The organism is Clostridium sartagoforme (assembly GCF_039521405.1).
Lineage (GTDB): Bacteria > Bacillota > Clostridia > Clostridiales > Clostridiaceae > Clostridium > Clostridium sartagoforme.
On sequence record NZ_BAAACH010000036.1, the window covers coordinates 32,131 to 58,044 of the forward strand.

Below are 25,914 nucleotides of genomic sequence, written 5' to 3' on the forward strand. Positions count from 1 at the left end.
AATAATTGAACTTATAGATATTTTATATTAAGGAGAAGGTTATGAATTTAAATGAAAAGATATTAAGCGAAAGATTAATTCACAAAGGAAATTTTATAGATTTTATAAATAAAGAGGTAGAATTGCCAAATGGGGTTAAAACTAACAGGGATATTATAAAACATCCAGGAGCGGCAGCAATTATAGCATTTTTAGATTGTGAAAATATAATTTTGATAGAGCAGTTTAGATTGCCTTTAAATAAAGTAATTTTAGAAATTCCAGCAGGAAAGCTTAATAAAAATGAAAAGCCTATGGAATGCGCAAAGAGAGAACTTACAGAAGAAACTGGATATATTGCAAAGGATATAGAATATTTAGGTTCTATTGCAACAGCTCCAGGATTTTGTGATGAAATTATATATTTGTATAAAGCTTATAACTTAACTTTGGGAGAAAAGAATGAAGATGAAGATGAATTTACAAATGTAAAGATTTATAATATAAAAGATGTTAAGGATATGATAAAAAAAGGCGAGATTATAGATGGTAAGACTATAAGTATATTTACTTTCTTATAAAATTTAATATTATAGAAATAATAGTGCTTTACTTTTAATTTTTATGTGGACATATATAGTGTTGTATTGCTTTAAGTAGTTAATACAGCACCATATATGTCCATTTTTTTATAAAAAAATATTTTACATATATTCAATTATGAATAATAGGGGAATTTACAACATATTATGTTCTATAGCAACTATGGAGGAGGAATAATATGAATTTAATAGAACGGATAAATTCAAACTTCAGAGAAAATAGAATATTTTATTTACTAGTACTAACATTTTTCTTTGTAGGTATATTACTGGGTTCATATACCATAAAATATATGGATGGAGTAGATGCAAAAGACCTAGCGGATTACTTTACAGGATTCATTAAAAGTATAAATGTTGAAGAATTAAAAACTAATGAACTGCTTATAGGCATAATAAAAAATAATTTAATAATAATTTTACTTATAATAGCACTTGGTTTTACTGTTTTTGGGGCACCCATAATATTGATTATTGATTTAATAAAAGGATTTACATTAGGATATACTTTTAGCTTTTTATTAACTACTTTCGAGGGAAAAGGAATTTGGATTGCTCTAGCATCAACAGTACCACAAAACATATTTTATATACCTTTTTTCATAGGAATAAGTATTATTTCTTTGGAATTATCTTCAATAAAATTAAAAGGGAAGTTCTTTAATGGAGTTGGAGGCAACAAGCTTAGTATAAATGGACTAGCAATGAAATTAGGTTTTTTTGTTTTATTATTCGCCATAGGGGTTTTAATCGAGTGCTATGTGAGCCCTGGGATAATAAAAATGGTAATTACTAAAGTTTATAAATTAACCTAATCCAATGAGAATAAAGAAGGAATAAGAGTGTTTTTGTCGAATTAATAATATATTAGGATAGGGGAGAATTATGAAAGAAATTGTGAATAATTATAAGGAAGCTTTATTGAAAAGTCATAAAAGTGAAAACACTGTTTATGCTTATGTAACTGACGTTAACTTATACGTTAAATATTTAAATAGTAAGAATATGAGTATTAATGAAACGGATAATGTATCGGTACTTGGTTATATACAACACTTACTTAGCCAAGGTAAATCTGAGAGATCTATAAATAGAATAGTTATAAGTCTTAGAAGTTTTTATAATTATTTAAAGGATCAAAAAGTTGTAAATGAGATTCCTAAAATATATTACAAGAATACATCTACAACTAAAAAGTTACCTGAAATATTGACTATTGATGAGGTAGACAGAATAATTAAAATCGTCGATAAAGACTGTAATAAAGGAGTAAGAGACAATGCTTTATTAGAACTTATGTATGCTACAGGCATGAAGGTTTCTGAGATAATAGGATTAAAGGTATATGATATTAACTTAGAGTTAAACTTTGTGAAATGTCACGATAATAAAAATTATGAGAGACTTATTCCAATAGGAAGAAGTGCAATAGAAGCTTTAAAAGAATACTTAAAGATAAGAGATCAAGTGGCATGTGCAGGAGTTGAAAACTTATTTGTTAATTTAAATGGAAATCAATTAACAAGGCAAGGCGTATGGAGAATAGTGAAAGAGTATTCTCATAGAGCTGGAATTAAAAAGGAAGTTAATCTAAATACTTTTAGACATTCCTTTGCAGTACATTTATTACAAAATGGAGCTAATGTAAGAGCAGTTCAAAAACTTTTAGGAAATCAAGTTTTAACTTATATGGACACATATTATGAAATAATTAATAACGATAAGATAAATATTGTATATAAAAACTCCCATCCTAGAGCATAATAATAGAGAATAGTTAATTCTAGGCTTTATATTTGAAAGGAGTAGGTAAAATGAAAAGAGTAATATTAGTAGTAATGGATAGTCTAGGAGTAGGTGAATTGCCAGATGCAGATCTTTATGGAGATGTTGGAAGTCATACTCTAGACAATACTTATAAAGCCTGTGGGGGATTAAAAATAGACAATCTTGAGAAATTAGGATTTGGAAATATAGAAGGGGTAAAATATTTAAATAAAGTTAATAGTTCAATTGGAGCTTATGGTAAGCTTATGGAAAAATCAAGAGGTAAAGATACAGTAACTGGACACTGGGAAATTGCAGGGGTAATATTAGAAACTCCACTTAACACTTACCCAAATGGTTTTTCAAAAGAAATAATTAACGAATTTTTAAATAAGGTTAATAAAAAGGATATTTTAGGAAACTGTGTTGCATCAGGTACAGAAATTATAGAGAGACTTGGTGATGAGCATGTTAAAACAGGATATCCAATAGTTTATACGTCAGCAGATAGTGTGTTTCAAATTGCAGCTCATGAGGATATAGTTCCTTTAGAAGAATTATATAATATGTGTAGCATTGCAAGAGAAATGCTTGTTGGAGAAAATATAGTTGGGCGAGTAATTGCAAGACCTTTTATTGGATCAAATGGGGAATATAAAAGAACATCTAATAGAAGAGATTATGCTTTAGATCCATTTTCAAAAACAATGCTTGAATATTTATATGAAGATGGAAAAGAAGTTGCAGCAGTAGGCAAAATAGAAGATATATATAATAAAAAGGGTGTTACAAAGGCAGTTCACACTAAAAATAATATGGATGGAGTGGATGCTACCTTAAGATATATGGATGAAGTTAAAGAAGGACTTATATTTACTAATTTAGTGGACTTTGACATGTTATATGGACATAGGAATGATCCTAAGGGATATGGAAAAGCTATAGAAGATTTTGATAATAGATTAGAAGAAATATATAGCAAGATGTCAGATGAAGACATATTAATATTAACTGCAGATCATGGATGTGATCCAACAACAGAAAGCACAGATCATTCAAGAGAATATATTCCTCTATTAGTTTATGGAAAAAATATAAACCCTTGCAATATTGGAACAAGAAACAGCTTTACAGATATAGGTAAAACAGTTTTGGATTATTTCAATATTAAAAATGATATAAATGGTGAAAGTTTTTTATCTAATATATTAAAATAGGAGGATTACATCCTTATGAGAATGTATGATATTATATTAAAAAAAAGAAAAGGCTTAGAATTATCTAAAGAAGAAATAGATTTTTTTGTAAAGGGATTTACAAATGGAGAAGTGCCAGATTATCAGGCTTCAGCATTACTTATGTCAATATTTTTTAATAAGATGAATAAAAGAGAAACAGCTGACCTTACTATGGCCATGGTTAATTCAGGAGATAAAATTGACTTATCTTCAATAAATGGAGTAAAGGTAGATAAACATTCTACTGGTGGTGTTGGAGATAAGACTAGTATTTGTTTAACACCTTTAGTTGCATCTCTTGGAGTTCCAGTTGCTAAGATGTCTGGTAGAGGTTTGGGGCATACAGGTGGAACTATTGATAAATTAGAAGCTTTTGATGGATTTTCAGTTGAACTTTCTGAAGAAACATTTATAAATAACTCTAATACAATAGGAATAGCTTTAACTGGTCAAACAGGAAATATTGCTCCAGCAGATAAAAAAATATATGCCCTTAGGGATGTTACAGCAACAGTAGATAATATGTCATTAATAGCATCAAGCATAATGAGTAAAAAAATCGCATCAGGAGCAGATGCTATAGTTTTAGATGTAAAAGTTGGAGATGGAGCATTTATGAAAACCCCAGAAGATGCAAAGGCTTTAGCTAGAGAAATGGTAGACATAGGAACTTCAGTAGGAAGAAAAACAATAGGTGTAATTTCTGATATGGATCAACCTTTAGGATATTCAATAGGAAATTCGCTTGAAGTTATAGAAGCTATAGAATTATTAAAGGGAAATGGCCCTAAAGATTTAGTAGAGTTAACACTAGCTTTAGGTAGTTATATGCTTGTTTGTGGAAATAAAGCAAGTAATTTTGAAGAAGGAAAAGCATTATTGCTAGAAAATATAAATAATGGTAAGGGATTAGAAAAGCTTAAAGAATTTGTTAAGGCTCAAGGTGGAGATGCAAGTTTTGTAGATGATACTAGTAAATTTCCTAAAGCAAAATATATAGTCCCTGTAAAAGCTAATGAAAGTGGTATAATTTCAAAAATAAATGCCGAAGCTTTTGGATTAATTGCAATGGAACTTGGAGCAGGAAGAGAGACAAAAGAAAGCACAATAGATTTATCTGTAGGTATAGTTTTAAATAAAAAAAGAAGTGAAGAAGTAAATGAGGGGGATATACTAGCTTATATTCATAGTAATGATGAATATAAAGCAGAAAAGGCAAAGAAAGATATATTAAATAATATTATTATATCTAAATCTTTAGATAAAGACATTCCTCTAATATATGATGTAGTACAATAAATAAAAACATAAATATGATAAGAAGAAATTAGTTCTTTTTATCATATTTTTATTTTTATTGGTAATAATAAGCTTGAAGGGAGGCAATATAATGTACAAAAAAACTATAAATAAAATTGTTGCAATTGTTTTAAGCTTATTATCTATAGCTGCAATTCCGGTTAAAGCAGATGTAGAACCATATGATACTTCAACAGAAACTTATGAAGAATGGACTATGGAGGTTTTTAGTGATGAAGGAATAACAGTAGATGCAAGATCTGCATTACTAATAGAACCAACAAGCGGAAAAATCCTTTATGAAAAAAATATCGATGAAAAATTTGCACCAGCTTCTGTTACCAAAATAATGACTATGCTTTTAACCATGGAAGCTGTAGATAGCAACAAGATATCATTACAAGATAAAGTAACATGTAGTGAAAATGCAAAGAAAATGGGTGGAAGCACAATGCTTCTAGATACAGGTGAAGTAAGAACTGTCGAAGAACTTTTAAAAGGAGTTGCAATTGCATCTGGAAATGATGCAGCAGTAGCCTTAGCTGAGTATTTAGGAGGCACAGAAGAAGCTTTCGTAGGAATGATGAATAAAAGAGCTCAAGAGTTAGGAATGACTAACACAACTTTTAAAAATAGTAATGGATTGCCTATAGAAGGTCATTTATCAACTGCAAGAGATATTTCAATTATGTCAATGGAGCTTTTAAAACATCCAACAATTTTAAAATATTCAGGAATATATATGGAAACAATATCTGAAGGCAGAAAATCTCCAATAGAATTAGTTAACCATAACAAGCTTGTAAGATTCTTTGAAGGTTGTGATGGACTAAAAACAGGTTATACTGAAGAAGCCAAATATTGTATTTCAGCTACTGCAAATAGAAATGGTGTAAGAATGTTATCTGTTATTATGGGAGCACCAACATATAAAGTAAGAAATAGAGATGCGGGAATGTTATTAAATTATGGATTCTCCAAATTTGAAGGCAAGAAGATTTTTGCTAAAGATGAAGACGTAGAAAATATTTATTTAAGTAAGCAAACAGATAAATTCTTAATAGCAAAAGCAAAAGATGACTTAGTTGCAATTGTGCCAAAGGGAACAAATGCTGAATTAGAAAAGAAAATAGTAATAGATGAAGTTAAAAAAGAATATAAACAAGGTGAAATCGTAGGTAAGTGTGAAATTTATTTAGGAGAAGAAAAAATTGGCGAAATAGAGTTATATTCTGATAGAGATATTAAACTAGGTGGATTATTCGAAAACTTCAAGTTTAATATGAAGAATATGTTTAAAAAAGGAATATAGTAAAAAATAGTTATACCTTCAAATACATATAAAAATATTGGATATTAAGTATAGATGATACTTATATCCAATATTTTATTTTTTTTGCTTAATTATTGTAAGGGTTATGTTTAGTATATTATAATTTATCACATAAGAAATAAAACTTGAAATAAATATTAAGTTATAGTTTATAAGGAGAATTATCATGGAATTATGGGATATATACGATAAAAATAGGCTTCTAACAGGTAGAACTATAGAAAGAGGGAATAAATTAAAAAAAGGTGATTTTCATCTTGTGGTTCATGTTTGTATTTTTAATTCAAAAAATGAAATGCTTATTCAACAACGTCAACCATGGAAAGAAGGCTGGCCTAATATGTGGGATATAACTGTAGGCGGAAGTGCTTTAGCTGGAGAAGATAGCATAGAAGCTGCTGAAAGGGAAACACTTGAAGAAATAGGATATAAAATTAATTTATCAAATGAGAGACCATTTTTCACAATAAATTTTGAGGTTGGTTTTGATGATTATTATCTTGTTGAAAAGGAAATAGATATTGAAAGTTTAACCTTACAATATGAAGAAGTTAAGGCAGTTAAATGGGCAAGTAGAGAAGAAGTTTTACAATTAATTGAAGAAGGAAAATTTATTAATTATTGGTTTAGCAATAATCTTTTTGATATGAGAAAACAAAGAGGCTCTTTTAATAAAATATAACTTTCCATTTTACTTGATATCAGTACTTTAAAAAAGGTTGTCCTTTACTATTAAAATTGATATTATATACTGGAAGGAATATAGAGTTATTAAAGGAAGCTGATGTTTATGGAAATGCCAAAAGTAAAAGTAGCAAATTTCGAAGGGCCTTTTGATTTATTGTTACATTTAATAAAAAAAAATGAAATGGATATATATAATGTAGAAATATATAAAATTACAACTCAGTACTTAAAATATTTAGATGAAATGAAGATTATGGATTTAGATATAACTTCTGAATTTATAGTTGTTGCAGCTACACTTATAGAAATAAAATCTAAAAAGCTTTTACCTAATACAAAAGTGGTAGAAGAAAACGAAGAAGATATTGAAAAAAACCTTATGGAAAAGCTTATAGAATATAAAAAAATTAAAGGAGCAGCTTTATTTTTTAGAGAAAAGTACATAAATTCTGGAGATATATATACAAAAAAGCCAGAAATAATTGAAGAAACTAAACAAAATAAAAAAGATGAAGATATTCTTAAAAACATTACATTAATAGATTTATATAATATTTACAATAAATTAATAGATAATTTTTTTAAGAAGCAAAATAAAGAAAATATAATACAAAGAAAAATATATATAGATAAATATAAAGTTGAAGATAAGATGGAAGAGTTATTAAGTAACATTGAAATAAAAAAGATTATTAAATTTAGGGATATAATAAATGAAAGTGAATGTAAATTAGAGGTAGTAGTAACATTTTTAGCTTTATTAGAACTAATAAAACTTAGGATGATAAAAGTATATCAAGATCAAAACTTTAATGATATCCTAATGGAGAGGAGAAAAATAAATGAGTAAATTTGAAATTGCTCAATATGAGTTTGAAGAGATTTCATCAAAACCAAAGATTAAATCTGCAATTGAAGCATTGCTTTTTGTAAGTGGAGATCCGTTAACTGTAAAAGATTTAAGTAATTCTCTAGAAGTCTCACCAAAGTTTGTTGCTAATTTATTGAATGAAATGGTTTTAGAATATGAAGATGAAAAAAGAGGAATTAAATTAATATCTATAAATGGAGAATATCAATTAGTAACTAAAGCTGAAAATAGTGATTATATTCAAAAGTTACTAAGAAAGAATAAAAGACAATCATTATCACAAGCTTCTTTAGAAAGCTTAGCTATTATTGCATATAAACAGCCTATCACTAGAGTAGATATAGATGAAATAAGAGGAGTAAAATCTGAAAGTGCTCTTCAAAGATTATTAGAAAAAGATTTAATAAAAGAAGTTGGAAGATTAGAAGTTCCAGGAAGACCTATATTATTTGGAACTACTGAAGAATTTTTAAGACAATTTGGATTAAAAGAATTAAAGGAATTACCTTCATTAGATTTATATTCAGATGGTGAAGAAGCTGCTATAGACGCTATTAATGATGTAATTAAAGATTTATAAGATACAGGACTGTCGCATAGACAGCCCAATTAAGAATTAATAATTAAAAATGGATAATTATTGATGTAATTTATTCCAAATTACTAAAAATAATTTAGTTTTGAAAACTCCTAAAGGAGTTTTTTTATTAATTTTTCATCCTTAATTTTTAATTTTCGACAGAGCTTCATATCTTATAAATTTCTAAAACAAGCTATTTGAAGAAGAATCAGTATCATCACATAAATCAGGATTACATGTTTTATCTTCAACATTAACTTTAGAATCTTTATTTTTCTTCTTATCGCTGTTAAAAGCACCTTTTATCATATCAAGAATTTGAGGTACAGAGTCAACAATTCTATCATATGTATTATCTTGATCAACAGGAAGAATCCTTACAGCATCATCTCTAAGAACTAAAAATGCTACAGGCTTAACTGTAACACCAGCACCAGAGCCACCACCAAAAGGATAATTTGCAGTATTTTCAGGTGATGTTTTACATTGATTCCCAAATTCACTTCCTCCAGATGCAAATCCAAAGGTTACTTTTGATATAGGTATAATATAGCTACCATCTCGTGTTTCCACTGCATCACCAATAACTGTATTTACATCTATCATATCTCTCAGATTTTCCATGGTACTTCTCATTAAATTTTCAACAGGATGTTCATTTGACATATTATCTCCCTATTCGGGAGCCACCTCCTTAATTTCAAAAGATTTAGATATTAAATATAAGATATATATAATATTAGCAATATTAAAGTAAAATATACTAGTTATTCCAAAAGATATAATATTGGTGTTGAATTTAGGAGTAATACCAAGTTTTATATCTTTAACTATAAAAACCTTATCTAAAATTAATCTTAATAAGGTAGGAATATTATTCATTAATCCATAAAGTATTGCACAATAAGCTGCATCTTCAATTCCAAAATTTAAATGCCCTTTTATTTTTAATAAGGGCTTAAATTTATTACAAGAAATATTATTGTATAGCTTTTTTATAGAAATTTTCCTTACTATCTTTTTTTTCTTAATATGCCAGGAGTTAGAAGAGTTTTTATCTTTATATTTCTTTGTAGTTTGTTTTTTGAAATCTAATTTATTTCTGTAAACAAGCTTTTTAAGTAATTTATTTTCAATACCTTTATTTGAAGAAAATATATTTGAATTAAATAATTTTAAATTAAATACATTATTGTTAAAACTTATTTCAACCTTTAGAGGAATAGGAAAAACAAAAAGTAAAATTAAAAATATAAAAAATAATATTAAAGGCATATCTTCACTCTTTTCTACAGTATTCTAATAATTTCCATAAGTAAAAATAAAAAAAATAACAAAAATATGTTTAAAAAATAACTTTTAGAACAAACTACTCATAGATGGTTAGTATAGAAGGTGATAACATGAAAATTATAAAAAAAGTTATTTTTACTATTTTATTAGTATTATTGACAACAGTATGTAATGTTTATACAGCAGAAGCATTTATTGAAGATGATATAGATATGGATGATGAAACAGTAGAAATGCTTGATGAGGATTTTATTGATATAGATGGAAATAAAGTTGATAAAAAGTTACCATTAAGAGTATCTGCAAGAAATGCCATAGCTATAGATGGGAAAAGTATGGAAGTTTTATGGGGACAAAAAGGTTATGAAATAGTTCCAATGGCAAGCACTACTAAGATATTGACATCCCTTATAGCAATAAATTATGGAGATTTAGATAGAAAAGTAACCATCAGTAAAAATGCTTCATCTATTAGGGGTTCAACAGTAGGCTATAAAGCTGGAGAAGAAGTAACAATGCGAGAGCTATTATTTGGGCTTATGTTTAGATCTGGAAATGATGCTGCAATAGCAATAGCAGAAGATATAGGGGGCTCTATAGATAATTTTTCTAATATAATGAATGATTTTGCAAGAAGTTTAGGAATAATAGATTCTCATTTTGAATCACCACATGGTTTAGATAGTGCAAAACATTATTCTTCAGCATATGATTTAGCAATTTTAACAGCTAAAGGCATGGAATCTGATATATTTAGAGAAATAGTAGGAGAAAAAGTTATATATAAAGATAAATATAATTTTACAAGAGATTATCAAAACATAAATAAAATATTATATAGAATACCAGGTGCTAATGGGGTAAAAACTGGTTATACAGGAGGGGCAGGCAAATGCTTAGTTTCATCTGTAAATTATAATGATAGAAATATTATAATAGTAGTACTAAACTGTCCAGATAGATGGAATGTAACTGAAAAAATATTTAATTATGTAACTAGCTGCAACACTTTTATGGATATATCCAATAAAGAAATTTTAGAAAAAGAAAATTTAGCAGGGCTTGGAAAAATTATTGAAGAAGAAGATATAACTTATGGATATAAAGAAAAGGATGTAGTAGAAGTAGAAGTTTTTAATAGATATTGTGATATAGAAAGTGGAGATGTTCTTGGAAAAATATCTATTAAAGAAGAAGAGTATGAGAAAGATAAATTTCCATTAATAAGTAATATAAATATGAGTAAAGAAGAATTTGAAAATATAATATTTAGTAAGGAGTAGAAGAATTTTTTTCTACTCCTTTAGTGCTTTTAAAACTATAAGATTTCTAGATACTTTAAAAATGATAAAAATACATATCTTTAAGGGAGATTTTACACTATATCAAAATATAGTGTAACAAAATGAATAATAGAAAATAATCTATTATTATGTAAGAAATCTAATGGGGAGATTAAAAATATGAAAGAAACTGTAGATTGTATAGATTCAGGGACAGAGTTTTGCCCGTGCCATCTTGCTGAGTCCAACGAATGTATCCTTTGTTCTCAATTACAGGGTAGTTGTTTTTGTGATTGTCTAAATTGGAATGGAGTGTGCATATATCATGAATTTATTAATAATGGATCTAAGGCAAAGGAAGGAAGAAAGACATATAATTGTTTAGTTGAAAAGAAAGTTTTATATCAATCAGATGTTTTATTAATTAAATTTAAAGTTCCACATAAGCTTGCAATAGATCTAGTTAAACCAGGAAGCTTTATTTTTATAAGAACCAATGAAAATATTTATTTTGATGTACCTATCTCTATTTTAGAGTCTAATATAGAAACAAATATAGTAACTATAATGATAGAAATAAGAGGAATTAAAACAAAGAAATTATTAGATATAAAAGAAGGTGGAGAAATAACAATTAGAGGGCCATATTGGAATGGAGTATTTGGCTTAAAAAATCTAGATAAGCAAATTAATAAAAATGTGCTAGTTATAGCAAGAGGAATAGGAATGGCTCCTATGATGCCAGTAATAAGAAAGTTATCATTAAATAATAATAATGTAAATTTAATATTAGATAAAGCTCCTTATAGTGATAATTATGTTAAAGAATTTTTAGCAGAATATGATTTAAATATTATAGAAGAATCAGTATTAGATAAGGGAGAGTTAACTGATGAAGTTAAGGTAATTATAAAATCTTATATAAAAGAAAAAAATGTAGGATATATTCATATAGCAGGAGCAGATATATTAACAGTTAAGATGATAGAGTATTTAAATAGTATAGGTGGGGAAGATATTAAGCTATCTTGCTGCAATAATATAAAAATGTGCTGTGGGGAAGGGGTATGTGGTAGTTGTACAGCTAGATTCTCAGGACATAGGGTAAAACGTTTTTGTAAAGTTCAAGCTGATCCAAGAAATGTATTTGAAGGGAGAAGATTTATATGATAAAGACAATTATTGTTGGAGGCGGATGGTCTGGTGCAGCAGCTGCAATAACAGCTAAAAAAGCAGGAGCAGAAGTACATCTATATGAAAAAACAGATTTATTGTTAGGGCTTGGAAATGTTGGGGGAATAATGAGAAATAACGGAAGATGGACAGCTTCTGAAGAGTTAATAGAGCTTGGGGCTGGAGATTTAATTGATATTGTAGATAATACAGCAAGACATAAAGATATAGATTTTCCAGGGCATAAGCATGCAACATTATATGATGTTAATTTAATTGAAGGTAAAGTAAGTAAGTATTTAGAAAAAATGGGAGTAATTATTCATATAGAAAGCAGAGTAACTGATGTCAAATTAGAAGGAACTAAGATTAAAGGTATATATCTTAGTGATGGTACTTATGAAGAAGGAGATGTGTTTATAGAAACTACAGGAACAACAGGACCAATGGGGAATTGTTTAAGATATGGAAATGGATGTTCAATGTGTATTTTAAGATGTCCAGCCTTTGGTCCAAGATTAAGTATAAGTGAAAGATGTGGAGTATCTGATATACAAGGTGAAAGAGATGAAGATACTTTAGGAGCCTTTTCAGGATCATGTAAACTAGCTAAAGAAAGTTTATCAAAAGAAATAGTTGAACAATTAGATAAAACAGGATGTGTAATTTTAGAAGTTCCAAAGGAAGATGTAAATTATGATAAACTCAATGCTAAAGTATGTCAGCAATATGCTCTAAAAGAATTTGCAGAAAATATAATTTTACTAGATACAGGACATGCTAAGCTTATGACAACTTATTATCCATTAAAGAAGCTAAGAAAAATTAAAGGCTTAGAAAATGCAAAATATGTGGACCCGTATGCAGGAAGTAAGGGAAATTCAATAAGATATTTATCAGTAGCTCCAAGAACCAATGATTTAAAGGTAAAAGGAGTAGACAACCTATTTTGTGCTGGAGAAAAATCAGGGCTTTTTGTAGGACATACAGAAGCTATAGCAACTGGTAGCTTAGCAGGACATAATGCTGTAAGGCTTGCAATGGGAATACCTTTATTAATTTTGCCAGGTTCAATTGCAATAGGAGATATAATATCTTATGCAAATGAAAAAGCAGGAATAAGAGAAGGAAGGAAAAATAGATATACCTTTGCAGGTGCAGAATACTTTAAGAGGATGAAGGAGCTAGGGCTTTATACAACAGATAAAGAAATAATAAAAGACAGAATTAAAAAAATTAATTTAGATAAAGTGTTTGAGCAAAAGTTAATTTAGTTCACAGTTTTTTAGGGAATAGGGAACAGGTAACAAGTGTCAGGGAGCAAAGTAGAGAAGAAGATAAAGAAGGGCTTTATATAATGGATTAAGTATGAAAAAAGGTAATAGGCAGGGAGTGAATACTTTCCTGCCTTTAATATTGTTTGATTAAAATTATTCCTACTTTAGCATAAGATATGACAAATGCCAATTTACCATTAGAAGATTAATTAAGCATCAGTTCTTTTTCTTAAATCGAATGTTTCGATTGGTTCTGGGCCTCTTAATATTTTTCTTTTTATATGGAGATCACCTGGAGGGTTATAACTAATTCTCCATTCAACTAATATTATTTTTCCATCTGCTATTTCAATACCTTGTATTCCATTTGCTCTTACGCAGGATCCGTCATTAAAGTAGGGTAATTCGTTAATTTTAGGAAAGTGTGGTCTATGGGTATGTCCGCAGATAATCATAATTTTGTTTTTTTCAATCCAATTGCTATAAAAACGCTCAATTTTATGAATTTTTTCAGCATTTTTTACAGGGCTTGAGGGATTTGTGAATCCTATTGAGTGAAGATATCTCCAAAAATATCTTACTGAAAGCAGAGTAAAACGCCAGAATTTGTCATTCATTAAGTCACCTTGATGACCATGAACAGCTAGTATTTCCTGACCTGTATCTTTATGCTTAAATATTACTGCTTCATGTATTTTAATGTTAGGAAATAATTTTATGGTCTCCTGATTATAATCATCGTAGTATTCATAGTAATTTTTTTCTACAAAATTCCTATACTTTAAGTATATATTGTGATTGCCATATAACATAATTAATCTATTATAATCGTAGAATTTCTGAAATAGTGTATATACTTCATCATGTGCAAGTCTGATTTCTTTAAAATTAGAGTTTTGCCAAAGTTCATCTCCATCTCCAAGTTCCACATAAGTATATCCATTGTTAAAATAGTATTCTAATGCGAATAAAAAGATATTTTGATTTTTTGCAAATTCATCAGATGGTGTACAATTCCCTCTGTGACAGTCACTGAAAAATATATATCTAGAATTATTATCAAAGTATTCAATTTTTGCATTATTATAAGCTTCAGTTAATCTTTTGTCTGATAACTTATTTTCTGATATCATAATACACCTCTTTAAACTTTTAAAATTAACTTTTGTATTAATATGAAAGAAATTTAATTATATCTAGTTAATTTGCCCTTATAAAAAAAATATATTCAATTTCAAAGCAATCAGAGTATAAAATAGAACTATTTATCCATAAAGAAGAGGCTATGATTTTTGATATTTTAGATATACATGATATATAATTTATTTTGAAGAATATGTTATAATAGTTATAAACTGTGAACCGCGAATTGCGCACTGTGAACCGAAAAATACTTCATAAAGTTTTACAAAGGAGATCGAGTTTTGAACATAGAAAAGAATCTTATACTAATAAAAGGTAAGGATAGTACAGAAAATATAGAGTTTTGTAAATATGAAAATAAAATGTACACCGTAGTTTTCAAAGGTGGAAGAACATATAGATATAATTACGATAACATAACTTGGTTAAGCAATCCTACTGAATTAAATATTAAAAATAAGGCTATATACGCAAATAATAAACCATTAGTTGGAATATTAAAAGCATTAGAATTTAATAATTATATTAAAGTAATTTATAAAAACAATTTTAATAAAACATATCATAGAAATCAAATAATTGTGGAAAAATCATGTCTTACAAATAAAAGCACTGTAAATTGCTTTGAGTATTTCAAGGAACTTTCAAAAAACATTGGGTTAATTGTGGATGGACATAAATCATTTCTAGGTAAGCAATATGAAAAAATCTCTTACATTAGTTCTAACAGCGCATTATCATATTATTTAAATCCTACTAAAGAGTTAAAATCTTCAGTTAATAAAGATACTATTATTTTTCCATTTGGGTTTAATCTAAGTCAAAAAGAGGCAACTTTTAAAGCATTAGCTAATCAAATTAGTATTATTGAGGGTCCTCCTGGTACAGGTAAGACTCAAACAATCTTAAATATTATTGCAAATTTAGTTGTAGAAGGCAAAACTGTTGCAATAGTATCTAATAACAATGCTGCAACAGCAAATGTTTATGAAAAGCTACAAAAGTATGATTTGGATTTTTTTTGTGCAACTTTAGGTAAAAAAGAGAATAAAGAACAATTTATTAACTCACAAAGTACTGAATATTTAAATATGCTTAATTGGAACCTTGATGTAGAGTCAAAGAAAAAATTGGTGCAAGAGTTAAAATTAACACAAAATGCATTAGACAATATGTTAAATAAGCAAAATAAATTGGCTAACTTAAAACAACAGTTATCTGAATTGGAAATAGAAGAACAACACTTTATAAGGGAGTATTTATCTAAGGATATATTAAACTTAAACTTTAAATCCATATTCAAGTTAAAAGCAGATAAGATAATGAACTTAATCATAGATATAAAAATGATAAGAAATAAAAGTAAAGGGTTATCAACATTATACAAACTAAGGAATTTACTTAAGTATGGGATAATAACCTTTGATTTTTATAAAGTACAGATTGATGAAATAATTGATTATTTGTATAGTTTATATTATAAAATAAGAATAAATGAAATAACCTTAGAAATTGAAGCATTAGAAAAAGAACTTGAAAGATATCATTTTGAAGTTGAAATGAAAAAATTTAGTGAAAACTCTATGAGGTTATTTAAGAATTACATAGCATTAAAATATAGCAAAAGTAAATTAAGACCACAGTTTACAGAAGAAGATTTATGGAAAAACTTTGATAAAGTAATAGATGAATATCCTGTGGTATTAAGCACTACACATTCTTTAAGAAATTGTATTCCAGAGAATTATTTATTTGATTATGTGATAATAGATGAAGCATCACAAGTAGATTTATTAACTGGTGGATTAGCTTTATCATGTGCTAGGAATGTAGTTGTTGTAGGTGATTTAAAACAATTAACTAATGTAGTAAACAGTCAAGATAAAATTGTTAGCAATGAAATATTTAAGAAGTATAATTTGAAAGATGCCTACAGTTTTTCTACTAATAATTTATTATTATCAATTACAAAGTTAAGTGATAGTATTCCTAAAACACTTTTAAAAGAACACTATAGATGTCATCCAATGATAATAAGTTATTGCAATAAAAAGTTTTATAATAATGAACTTATTATATTAACTAATGAAGCAGATGGAGATAAACCACTTGCTTTATATAAAACCAAAGTAGGAAATCACGCAAGAGGTAATATAAATCAACGAGAAATAGATATTATTATTAATGAAGTTTTACCTTTAATTAAGGATAGCAAATCAATTGGAATTATAGCACCATATAAATTACAAGTAAAAGAAGTGTCTAATTTAGTGGATGATGTAATTGAAGTAGATACAGTTCATAAATATCAAGGTAGAGAGAAAGATGTAATAATTTTAAGTACTGTTGCAAATGACATAAATGATTTTATAGATAACTCCAATTTAATAAATGTAGCAGTTTCAAGAGCAGTTAAGAAATTAATAGTAGTTTCTTCAGATTTTGAAAATCATCACAGCAATATTGGAGACTTAATTAAGCATATTAAATATAATAACTTAGACATTATAGAAAGTAATACATCATCAATTTTTGATTTCCTTTATAAATCATATTCAAATAAGTTAGTAGAAATCTTAAAGAAATCGAAGAGAATATCAGAGTTTGCTTCGGAAAATTTAATGTATGGACTAATTAAAGAAGTATTGCAAGAAAAGGAATACAATACCTTAGATATAGCTATTCATGTTCCACTAAAAATGACTATAAAAGATATAAGTAAATTAACTTATGAAGAAAGAAAGTTTGTTTTAAATCCATGGACACATAATGATTTTATTATATTTAATAAATTAGATAAGATGCCAGTATTAGTAGTAGAGGTTGATGGATATAAATTTCATGTAGAAAATGAGGAGCAGCTAGTAAGAGATAGGATGAAGGATCAAATATTAAATAAATATGACATTCCTATAATAAGATTTAGGACTAATGGTAGTAGTGAAAAGGAAAAGCTGCTTGATAAATTCAGTGAATTATTGAAAGAATCATAGTCAGATGATCATTACTCTAATTTGATTTATAAGAAGTACAAACTGCCCAGCATTAATTATTGAAATGCCATTGTGTTAGTATAAAGTAGTTATTTAGTAGGTCCATCCTATTTTTAGAAATGTAAATGTCACCACCCTTGGCAAAAAGAAACAATTAAATTGAAGTGATTTTTAATAAAGTACCTCACAAAATAATTGTAAGACAATGGGGGAAAAAACTATAAAATGATGCTTAGGCAAGGAAAATCAAGGATTTTATACAGTGGGTATTTGTAATTATAGCAATATAAAAGAAAATATAATAGATTAATTTTGATACATATAGGGGGATGAAGTTTTACCTACTAGTTTTTCTTGTCCAATCAATAAATATTCACAAAACTAATTTAATATGATAATATGCAATTATAGGACAAAGGGGGTTATTTATGATTAAGAAAAAATTCAGAATTTTTCTCAGTGCTATGATTTTTACACCAATTTTTTCATTAGGTTTTTCACCGCTAGAAGAAGCTAAGGCATATAATGCAGGTGGAGATGGGATAATCAAAATTAACTCATGGGATCTTAATAATTTTAATAGTACATTAGATTTATGGACACAAACTAGAGTTAATTATGCTCCGGAAGAAGTAAAGAACAGATTTGTATCTGGAGATTTTGATGGCAATGGTGAAGATGAAATTGCTTCATTTTATGATTATGGTAATTCAACAACTAAAATCCATCGTTTCTATGACGAAGGAGGGGGATATAAGACTTCAACTCCTTGGAATTCAGGTACTGGAAATTTTAATGCTGACAGCATTACAAATAAAGTGGTAGCTGGTGATTTTAATGGTGATGGCAGTGATGAAATATTAGTACTTTATGATTATAAAAATTCAAATGTAACTATGTTTCAATTTTCATTAAATTCAGATGGACAAGCTTTTAGTGATAAATCAGTATGGAGTTCCAAAAGCTTTACAGGAGATAAAGTTACAGCTATGGTACCAGGAGATTTTAATGGTGATGGCAGTGATGAAGTATTAATCTTCTATGATTATGGAAATAATGTTACCGGTATGTTTGAACTAAAAATGAATGCAGACGGAACATTTACAGATAGATATTCTTGGGAGTCTAAAACATATAATTCAAATAATATTAGAAATAAAACTGTTGCTGGTGATTTTAATGGTGATGGTAGTGATGAAGTAGCGATGTTCTATGACTACGGAAAGGGAATAACTAAAATATGGACTTTATATAATGATAATAATGTGTACTCAGAAAAACTAACATGGGAGGCAGCATCTTTTGATTCATCTAAAATAGATGGTAAAGTAGTTGCAACACGTAATAATAATGGAAGCCAGGATAAAATAGTAGCATTATATGATTATGGAAATAATAAAACAGGAATCTTTACATTTGAGGTAAACGCTAACAATAAGTTTATTGCTACAAAAGTGAAAGATTTAAATAATTACGAAGCAGAGAGAATTAAAGGAAGAGTCTCAATAGGGAAATATAATGGACAAGATACCAGATTAGTAGCAATGTATGATGGTACTGTAGTACAATCACAATCTAAAGGAGATAAAGTCATTGCTGAAGCAAAGAAACAAATAGGAAAAGAATATCTATATGGAGCAATAGGACCAGATAGATTTGACTGTTCTGGTTTGGTTCAATATGTACTTAAAAAGGCAGTTGGTATTAATTTACCAAGAACAACTTATCAGCAAATTAACGTTGGAACTCCTGTATCATATAGTCAATTGCAACCAGGAGATTTAGTATTTACCTATGGCGTAGACCATGTTGGAATTTATGTAGGTGGGGGTAAATACATACATGCACCTTATGAAGGGGAAACTGTTAAAATTTCACCTATAACAGATTTTTATGCAGCAAGAAGAGTACTTAAGTAAATTATAATCTATTAAGACTAGTAGGTAGGATGAATCTTATTTACTAGTCTTTTCTATTTTAAGAGTATAGAATATAATATTTGCATATAGATGAATAACTAACTCCAGATTAGAATATCATGGAGAATATGAGGTGTTAGATTATATACATTATCTTGAGATTTATATTATAATTAGGATATAACTTAACTATAATTTATTACACAGTCGTAGGATTGGACAAACTAATGGTTTTTACTTTGGGAGGTGATATAGGTATGAAGAATTTTGTTTCAAATTATCTACTTAAATATATTTTTCTATTTTGCTTTTTCTTACTTTTAGGACAACTAATCAAATCATTAAATATGGATTTTAGCAAGGCGTTTGCTTTTGTATGTGGAATGATATTGTATGACGTAATAATCTATCTATATAAGCAGATAAAGAAAGGTAAAACTAATTCGTAATCTTAAACTGAATAAAAGGGGGAGCTAGAATGAAAAATAAATTGAAAACAAATAAAAAATTAAAATTATTAGGCCCTTTTATTATTGCCATTGGTGTTACTTTAATATTAAATTTCATATTAAAATCTTCTGTAACTAGTGTAAGCCCTACAGTTTTAATATTTGGTATTTTAATATTACTAATTGGAATAACAATTAATATAAAGAGTAATAAGAAGGAGAATTAAATTTTAAAATTTGAGATTTAAAGATAGCTTATCAAAAGCATTTAATATAGCTATTTCTCGTACTTACAAAGTATAGCCTGCACTACTCTATAAATTCTAATTTGTAGATTAGATATAATGAACAATTGTAAACTTATACGAATAAATTTAAGGGGACTTTATATGAAAAATATAGATATATATGGTTTAATTATAATTACATTACTAATAGGAGGAATGTTTACAGGTTTAGGTTGGATAATTAAAAGTCAAAATGCAGGAGATATGTTAAATGGATTTGATGAGAAAAAATATTACAAAGAATAGCTGTGAAGCAAAAATATTTGCCTCAGTTTCTATAATATTTGTTTTATCAAATATATTATTTGATAGACATAGATAATTTTCATTAGGATGTAATATAGCATGTCCTAATTGATGAGCCAGTACATAGGTTTTAAATCCTTCTTTTAGTTTATTATTTATATGGATTATTTTAATTTTACCAGCTTTTTGATAGAATCCATTAATATTACCTAAATCATAAAAAATAATGCCAATGCCAAGATTCTTTATTATTTCTAAAGGATCTCTGGTTTTATGTTTTTTAATTAATTTAATTACTTGTTTTTTTATAAGCTTATCCTTCGTATAAATACCCTTTATTTTCCCCATAAGATTCCCCTGAAGTTTAGTCCTTTCTATATTTCTTAGGTGTATGTTTAAGCTTATTTTGCATCTTTGCATATTCTAATCCAGCTTTTATTGCCTGAATTATAAATTGCATATCTTTATCATCAACTACATTACCGCTTAATAATAATCCATCTTGTGTTTCAAGTTCAGCAATGGTCGCAGCAAGTTTTTTTCTATGTATTTTTCATCTTTTTTATTTAAAGATATATTAAGGCTCTTAGATTATCCATCCTGTGGAATATCTCTAATATCAGTTAGCCCATTTAAATAATCAATAGAACAATTAAAATATTTAGAGCATCTAAGTAGAAAAAGACAGCATATCAACAGGTATTAAGGAACTTGTAAGCGTTGGATATATAGAAAGATTTTATAAAAGAAATGAAAATGGAAGGTTTGAAGGCGGATATGAATATTTAGTATATGAAACAACATCAAATAAAGATATATATGAATTTTATATAAATAATAACTTTGGAAAAATAAACAGTGTAATAATAGATGTTTTAGATAACAATATAAAAAAGTATTCAAAAGAAGCTGTAAAACTGGCTATGATAAAAGCAATTAAAAATAACAAATACACCTTAAGCTATGTTGAGGGTATACTAAATAAAAGTAAGGGTAAATTTAGAAGTAAAAAAGGGGAGTTTAAAATTGGAGATAGTACATCAAGTGATGAAGGACACGTTAGAGAAGAGGGGTATATCCTTGACATTGATGACTTGTAAAACTTGTGGAGAAAGACAAGAAAAATTAGTTAAGCTCTTTGGGAAAACAATTAAAGTTAATATTATATGCAGCTGCAGAGAAAAAGAGCTAGAAGAAAAGAATCAAAGGCTTAAAATCATTAAGAAAAACTCACTAATGGAAAAAAGCTTTTATAATAAAACCTTTGAAAATTGGGATTTTGAAAAAGGTGATACAAAGCTTTATAACTTAGGAATTAAATATATTGATAATTTTAAAGAAATAAAAGAAGAGGGACTAGGGCTGTTAATAACAGGAGCAGTAGGTAATGGGAAAAGCTATTTATCCTTTGCAATTGCACTTTTAAAAAAAGGTGTCCCAGTAGTTTGTATTAGTATAAATGGATTACTAGAAAGAATAAAAGAAACTTATTCAACCCTTGGAAAAGAAGGTGAATGGGAAATAATAAAACTTCTAGGCAATGCAGATCTTTTAGTAATAGATGATTTAGTAACAGAACAAAATACTGAATGGAGCATATCAAAAATTTATACAATAATAGATAGTAGATACAGAAATAAACTGCCAACAGTAGTTACAACAAACTATCCAGTTGGCATATTAAAAGATAGGTATGGAGAAAGAACGGTAGACAGGCTGATAGAAATGTCTACAATCGTTGAAAGCAAGGGCATTAGCATAAGAAAAATCAATGCATTAGAAAATAAGGAAAATTTAAAGAGGTTTTTAAGTTCTAAGATAACTGAAAGCTACAGATATTTATAAGGAGTAAATTGTGTTATCTTTAATATTATCTTAAATAATATAATTGTAAATGATGATAACAAAATAAAAATAAACAAACTAAATACAATAAAATTTTAGGAAGAAGGCAAGGGGCGGGACAAGCATAACTATAGAAGAGAAAATAAAAGAAATAGGATAAATAGATAAGGAGAGCAATAGTTAGTGAAATTATATCTTAAAGGATATGATCGTAAATGATATAAAATAAAAATAAAAAACAATAACCACATAAATAAATGTCCCCAAGATAAATGTCACCCAAGGCTTGTCCTAAGAATTAAAATAACTACGGTAGATAACTAGAGTAAAAAAATAAAAACCTAAAGAAATAACAACATCAGAAAGCACTATCAAAGATTACTAACTATCAAGGAAAAAATATAACGAGATAAATATGAGGCTTATAAGGATTGTCCTAATACAGTAAAAAACTATGGGATATCCCAAGGTAAAAATAAAAGAGAGATTTAAAAGGAGGGCGAAAATATGGAAAATAACTTAGCAATCATTATGGAGAAAGCAGTTATTGGAAAGAATTTCAAAATCTATGGTACTTATGACAACCCATTATTTTTAGCAAAGGATATTGCAACATGGATTGGTTATTCTATTAGTAATGTTAGCAAATTAGTAAATGTAGTAGATGAAGAAGAAAAGGTTCGTAACATTATTACTACCCTTGGAGGTGATCAAGAAACATGGTTTTTAACAGAAGATGGACTATATGAAGTACTGATGCAAAGTAGAAAACCAATAGCTAAAGTCTTTAAAAAAGAAGTTAAAGCTATACTTAAAGATATTAGAAAAAATGGTATGTATGTAAATTCAAAGCTTTTAGATGATATGCTAGAAAATACAGAGTTTTCAATAACTATGCTGCCAAAATTAAAGACAGAAAAAGAAAATCAAAAAACATTAACTAAAGCTATAGAAGAGCAAAAGCCAAAAGTTGTATTTGCAGATGCAGTTACAATATCATCATCTACTATTTTAGTTGGTGAACTTGCAAAACTAATCAAACAAAATGGAGTAGATATTGGTCAAAACAGGCTATTTCAATGGCTTAGAGAAAATGGATATTTAATCAAGAAAAAAGGCCTTGATTACAATATGCCAACACAAAAATCTATGGAACTAGAATTGTTTAAAGTAAAAGAAACAATTATAACTAAAAGCAACGGTGAAAATACCATAAACAAAACAACAAAAGTAACGGGGAAGGGGCAGATATACTTTATAAATAAGTTTATAAACAATGGATAAAGTCTTAGCTATTGCATCCATTAATATATGCAAAATAAATATATGTAATGTCTATGAATTTTAGAATCAAGAATAATGAACCATATCATAAATAAATGCGGTTTTTAGCCGTAGACATTGATATGCCTTGTCTAAGGCTGTTTTTATGAGTAAAAATACCGTATCATAAGTAATAAAATATAATAAGTTTAGCAACGGATATTTACAAAATATGTTATAAATGATAGAGTTAAATAGATGTTAATTGAATTTTAAAGTATAAGGTAAATAGTAATTTGTAGGGATAAACATAATAAATTGAAGGTGTAGTAAGAAAGATTATATTTTGCAAAGGGGATAGATTATGATTTATGATATAAAGGCATTGAGTCCGGAATTAACAAAAGACTACCTAGATTTTTTTGATAATCGAGCATTTTCTGATGGTAATCCTAATGGACCATGCTACTGCACATCACCAAATATGGATAAGATCACTGAGAAAAAAATGGTGAGTGAGTTCGGGAATGATATCAAAGGAACCATTCGCAGATATGCTGTAGAAATGTTAAACGAAGGCAGGATTCATGGCTATCTAGCTTTTGACGGAGATATTTCTATTGGTTGGTGCAATGCTGGGGATATGGACAGCTATTCGGCTTTTGTGCCAGATTTTGCTCGCCAAAATAAATGCGGAAAAACATTTTCTATCGTATGTTTCGAAATCGCCCCAGAATATCGTGGTAAAGGCATTGCAACTGCATTTATTGAACGTATTTGCATTGATGCAAAGGCACGAGGATATGCAGCTGTTGAGGGATATGCAAAGTTTTACAACGACTATGTGTACTACGATTATAATGGTCCAATCAGATTATATGAAAAAGTAGGATTTATTGAAGTGAAAAGGCAAGATGATCAAGTAATAATGCGTAAAATATTATGAATAGAGAGCTTTGGTAGTATATGGAATTAGATACTAATATGTATATAACTAGACAAATTCCAATTTATATTATTGAGATTAAAGTTTTTAAATAGATAGTAAGTGTCCATTGAGCGGTAAGGAAAATTAGTGTTACAATTAAATTAGAGATGACAAGATAAAATTAAATAATTTCAGAAAAGAGAGGAATAGCGCAATTGTTATGAACTTGTCAATATAAAGTAGACATTTAAAAAAAGAGGTATAAATTAGAGATAATTTATATCTCTTTTTATGTAAATCCATAATATTGTCTATATTCTTTAGGTGAAAGATATCCGAGCGCATACGCTGGTCGGTCATTATTATAATACCTAACAAATTCTTGAAGAAATTTACTTATATCTGAATATTCATTGATGTCATAATCACTAGCTATTTCACTCTTAATCCATCCATTTATAGATTCAATTATTGGATTATCAGTGGGAGTTCCTACTCGAGACATAGAACGTTTTATGTTATAATTAAATAGATCTTTATTATAAGGTCGTGATGAATATACAGCTCCCTGATCGGTGTGCAAAACTGTGGGAGTTGTTTTTTGTTTTGTAAGTAATTTTAAATCATTAAGACACTCATAGTAAGTTCTAATATCTCCAGGACGTCCTGAAATATGACTTGAAATAATAGAATTATCAAATGTATCCAAGATATATGTCCATTCATAATTTTTTCCACGATGCTTAAGCATTGTCATATCAGACACTACTATTTGAAGTGGTTCTTTAGCATTCCATTTACCCGAAACTATATTTTTAAAACGGACATTTTCATGGCCGGGTTTACAGTATTTATATTTTTTTCTTGCAGTTGATCGAATAGCTGCATTCTTGCAGCATTTATGTGCTAAATTATCAGAAAACATCCAGCCTGTATTTTTACGTATCAAATGAGCTAATCTATGATACCCATATGAAGGATGTTTCTCATGTTCTTCATTTAATAAATTAGTAAGCATTCTTCTATTCAGTTGATATATATTTTCTTTATTAAGTCTGTTTTTCTATTTATAATAACCTGATCTATTAACATTCATTATTTTACAAAGAAATGTAATAGGATAATTATTATTTAATTCATAAATCACTTGGAATTCAAGTCTTTTGTAGTAATGAATTCCTTGTTTGCACCAACTCCTTTCACTATATAATCTTTTTTTAAGCGTTCTATATCAACTTGAAGTTGTGCGACTTGAAGTTGAAGTCGTTTTATCTCTGGCAAATCCTTGCTTCTATGAAGCGCGGCGAAAGCATTTCCTCGCTTTCCTGTTTTAGAAATCAAACCTTCAATTTCTTCATTTTCATAGTTTTTAATCCATTGATGAAGTGTAAATGTTAATATGAAAGTGCATAAAAGTTCCAACATCAAAATGTAGGAATTTATGCACTTTTTATGTTAT

Annotated in this window: 27 protein-coding genes; 21 read left to right on the forward strand and 6 right to left on the reverse strand. The window is 28.0% G+C overall.

What is annotated here, in order from left to right:
• Positions 1-41: 41 nt before the first annotated feature.
• The 9 genes from ABDZ60_RS13760 (at position 42) to scpB (ending at position 8,356) form a co-directional block, all read left to right on the forward strand.
• Complete coding sequence (locus ABDZ60_RS13760) at positions 42-560, forward strand: NUDIX domain-containing protein (protein WP_343778812.1); 519 nt, start codon at positions 42-44, stop codon at positions 558-560.
• 200 nt (positions 561-760) lie between these two features.
• Positions 761-1,396 carry a stage II sporulation protein M gene (gene spoIIM / locus ABDZ60_RS13765; protein WP_016208668.1) on the forward strand — a complete coding sequence of 212 codons (636 nt, stop codon included), beginning with the start codon at positions 761-763 and terminating at the stop codon, positions 1,394-1,396.
• A 70-nt stretch (positions 1,397-1,466) separates the two neighbouring features.
• Positions 1,467-2,345, forward strand: coding sequence for a tyrosine-type recombinase/integrase (locus ABDZ60_RS13770; protein ID WP_016208669.1), 879 nt, complete (start codon positions 1,467-1,469; stop codon positions 2,343-2,345).
• A gap of 50 nt (positions 2,346-2,395) precedes the next feature.
• Positions 2,396-3,565: a phosphopentomutase gene (locus ABDZ60_RS13775; RefSeq protein ID WP_016208670.1), complete on the forward strand. Its 1,170-nt coding sequence runs from the start codon at positions 2,396-2,398 to the stop codon at positions 3,563-3,565.
• Positions 3,566-3,580: 15 nt separating this feature from the next.
• Positions 3,581-4,885 (forward strand): pyrimidine-nucleoside phosphorylase, encoded by a 1,305-nt coding sequence (locus ABDZ60_RS13780; RefSeq protein WP_047000894.1) that lies wholly within the window; start codon positions 3,581-3,583, stop codon positions 4,883-4,885.
• Positions 4,886-4,976: 91 nt separating this feature from the next.
• Positions 4,977-6,197, forward strand: coding sequence for a D-alanyl-D-alanine carboxypeptidase family protein (locus ABDZ60_RS13785; RefSeq protein ID WP_016208673.1), 1,221 nt, complete (start codon positions 4,977-4,979; stop codon positions 6,195-6,197).
• Positions 6,198-6,384: 187 nt separating this feature from the next.
• Positions 6,385-6,900, forward strand: coding sequence for an NUDIX hydrolase (locus ABDZ60_RS13790; RefSeq protein WP_016208674.1), 516 nt, complete (start codon positions 6,385-6,387; stop codon positions 6,898-6,900).
• 108 nt (positions 6,901-7,008) lie between these two features.
• Positions 7,009-7,755 carry a segregation/condensation protein A gene (locus tag ABDZ60_RS13795; RefSeq protein WP_047000895.1) on the forward strand — a complete coding sequence of 249 codons (747 nt, stop codon included), beginning with the start codon at positions 7,009-7,011 and terminating at the stop codon, positions 7,753-7,755.
• The gene (scpB, locus tag ABDZ60_RS13800; protein ID WP_016208675.1) at positions 7,748-8,356 is read left to right on the forward strand and encodes an SMC-Scp complex subunit ScpB; all 609 of its coding nucleotides are present in this window, start codon (positions 7,748-7,750) and stop codon (positions 8,354-8,356) included. Before ABDZ60_RS13795 ends, scpB begins: the two co-directional genes overlap by 8 nt.
• Positions 8,357-8,539: 183 nt before the next feature.
• Here the strand turns inward: scpB and ytfJ are convergent, their stop codons facing one another.
• Entirely contained in the window at positions 8,540-9,022 is a 483-nt protein-coding gene (ytfJ, locus tag ABDZ60_RS13805; protein ID WP_343778821.1) for a GerW family sporulation protein, read from the reverse strand.
• A 9-nt stretch (positions 9,023-9,031) separates the two neighbouring features.
• Positions 9,032-9,631 (reverse strand): DUF2953 domain-containing protein, encoded by a 600-nt coding sequence (locus tag ABDZ60_RS13810; protein WP_343778823.1) that lies wholly within the window; start codon positions 9,629-9,631, stop codon positions 9,032-9,034.
• A 251-nt stretch (positions 9,632-9,882) separates the two neighbouring features.
• On the opposite strand from ABDZ60_RS13810, the gene ABDZ60_RS13815 reads away from it, so the two are divergent.
• The 3 genes from ABDZ60_RS13815 (at position 9,883) to ABDZ60_RS13825 (ending at position 13,379) form a co-directional block, all read left to right on the forward strand.
• Positions 9,883-10,932 carry a D-alanyl-D-alanine carboxypeptidase family protein gene (locus tag ABDZ60_RS13815; protein WP_047000898.1) on the forward strand — a complete coding sequence of 350 codons (1,050 nt, stop codon included), beginning with the start codon at positions 9,883-9,885 and terminating at the stop codon, positions 10,930-10,932.
• Positions 10,933-11,112: 180 nt separating this feature from the next.
• Complete coding sequence (locus ABDZ60_RS13820; protein WP_047000897.1) at positions 11,113-12,102, forward strand: sulfide/dihydroorotate dehydrogenase-like FAD/NAD-binding protein; 990 nt, start codon at positions 11,113-11,115, stop codon at positions 12,100-12,102.
• Positions 12,102-13,379: an FAD-dependent oxidoreductase gene (locus ABDZ60_RS13825; RefSeq protein WP_040437173.1), complete on the forward strand. Its 1,278-nt coding sequence runs from the start codon at positions 12,102-12,104 to the stop codon at positions 13,377-13,379. Before ABDZ60_RS13820 ends, ABDZ60_RS13825 begins: the two co-directional genes overlap by 1 nt.
• Before the next feature lie 212 nt (positions 13,380-13,591).
• Here ABDZ60_RS13825 and ABDZ60_RS13830 read toward each other — a convergent pair whose 3' ends face one another.
• Positions 13,592-14,515: a metallophosphoesterase gene (locus ABDZ60_RS13830; RefSeq protein WP_343778825.1), complete on the reverse strand. Its 924-nt coding sequence runs from the start codon at positions 14,513-14,515 to the stop codon at positions 13,592-13,594.
• A 291-nt stretch (positions 14,516-14,806) separates the two neighbouring features.
• On the opposite strand from ABDZ60_RS13830, the gene ABDZ60_RS13835 reads away from it, so the two are divergent.
• From ABDZ60_RS13835 to ABDZ60_RS13855, 5 genes are all read left to right on the forward strand, one after another.
• The gene (locus ABDZ60_RS13835; RefSeq protein WP_343778827.1) at positions 14,807-17,518 is read left to right on the forward strand and encodes an AAA domain-containing protein; all 2,712 of its coding nucleotides are present in this window, start codon (positions 14,807-14,809) and stop codon (positions 17,516-17,518) included.
• 428 nt (positions 17,519-17,946) lie between these two features.
• Positions 17,947-19,437 carry an NlpC/P60 family protein gene (locus ABDZ60_RS13840; RefSeq protein WP_343778829.1) on the forward strand — a complete coding sequence of 497 codons (1,491 nt, stop codon included), beginning with the start codon at positions 17,947-17,949 and terminating at the stop codon, positions 19,435-19,437.
• Between the two features lie 257 nt (positions 19,438-19,694).
• Positions 19,695-19,886 (forward strand): hypothetical protein, encoded by a 192-nt coding sequence (locus ABDZ60_RS13845; RefSeq protein WP_157453706.1) that lies wholly within the window; start codon positions 19,695-19,697, stop codon positions 19,884-19,886.
• A 29-nt stretch (positions 19,887-19,915) separates the two neighbouring features.
• The gene (locus tag ABDZ60_RS13850; protein ID WP_016209075.1) at positions 19,916-20,113 is read left to right on the forward strand and encodes a hypothetical protein; all 198 of its coding nucleotides are present in this window, start codon (positions 19,916-19,918) and stop codon (positions 20,111-20,113) included.
• Positions 20,114-20,275: 162 nt separating this feature from the next.
• Positions 20,276-20,419: a hypothetical protein gene (locus ABDZ60_RS13855; RefSeq protein WP_016209076.1), complete on the forward strand. Its 144-nt coding sequence runs from the start codon at positions 20,276-20,278 to the stop codon at positions 20,417-20,419.
• Here ABDZ60_RS13855 and ABDZ60_RS13860 read toward each other — a convergent pair.
• Complete coding sequence (locus ABDZ60_RS13860; protein ID WP_343778833.1) at positions 20,381-20,767, reverse strand: ImmA/IrrE family metallo-endopeptidase; 387 nt, start codon at positions 20,765-20,767, stop codon at positions 20,381-20,383. The two genes, ABDZ60_RS13855 and ABDZ60_RS13860, sit on opposite strands and share 39 nt — an antisense overlap.
• Positions 20,768-21,234: 467 nt before the next feature.
• On the opposite strand from ABDZ60_RS13860, the gene ABDZ60_RS13865 reads away from it, so the two are divergent.
• The 4 genes from ABDZ60_RS13865 (at position 21,235) to ABDZ60_RS13880 (ending at position 24,473) form a co-directional block, all read left to right on the forward strand.
• Complete coding sequence (locus ABDZ60_RS13865) at positions 21,235-21,519, forward strand: DnaD domain protein (RefSeq protein ID WP_278245143.1); 285 nt, start codon at positions 21,235-21,237, stop codon at positions 21,517-21,519.
• Complete coding sequence (locus ABDZ60_RS13870; RefSeq protein WP_343778849.1) at positions 21,509-22,264, forward strand: ATP-binding protein; 756 nt, start codon at positions 21,509-21,511, stop codon at positions 22,262-22,264. Before ABDZ60_RS13865 ends, ABDZ60_RS13870 begins: the two co-directional genes overlap by 11 nt.
• 507 nt (positions 22,265-22,771) lie before the next feature.
• Positions 22,772-23,548 carry a phage antirepressor gene (locus tag ABDZ60_RS13875; protein WP_343778835.1) on the forward strand — a complete coding sequence of 259 codons (777 nt, stop codon included), beginning with the start codon at positions 22,772-22,774 and terminating at the stop codon, positions 23,546-23,548.
• 343 nt (positions 23,549-23,891) lie between these two features.
• The gene (locus ABDZ60_RS13880) at positions 23,892-24,473 is read left to right on the forward strand and encodes a GNAT family N-acetyltransferase (RefSeq protein WP_343778842.1); all 582 of its coding nucleotides are present in this window, start codon (positions 23,892-23,894) and stop codon (positions 24,471-24,473) included.
• Between the two features lie 271 nt (positions 24,474-24,744).
• Here ABDZ60_RS13880 and ABDZ60_RS13885 read toward each other — a convergent pair whose 3' ends face one another.
• Together ABDZ60_RS13885 and ABDZ60_RS13890 are read right to left on the reverse strand one after the other, a co-directional pair.
• Positions 24,745-25,473 carry an integrase core domain-containing protein gene (locus tag ABDZ60_RS13885; protein WP_343778844.1) on the reverse strand — a complete coding sequence of 243 codons (729 nt, stop codon included), beginning with the start codon at positions 25,471-25,473 and terminating at the stop codon, positions 24,745-24,747.
• Between the two features lie 125 nt (positions 25,474-25,598).
• Positions 25,599-25,883 (reverse strand): hypothetical protein, encoded by a 285-nt coding sequence (locus tag ABDZ60_RS13890; RefSeq protein WP_343778846.1) that lies wholly within the window; start codon positions 25,881-25,883, stop codon positions 25,599-25,601.
• Between the last annotated feature and the right edge of the window lie 31 nt (positions 25,884-25,914).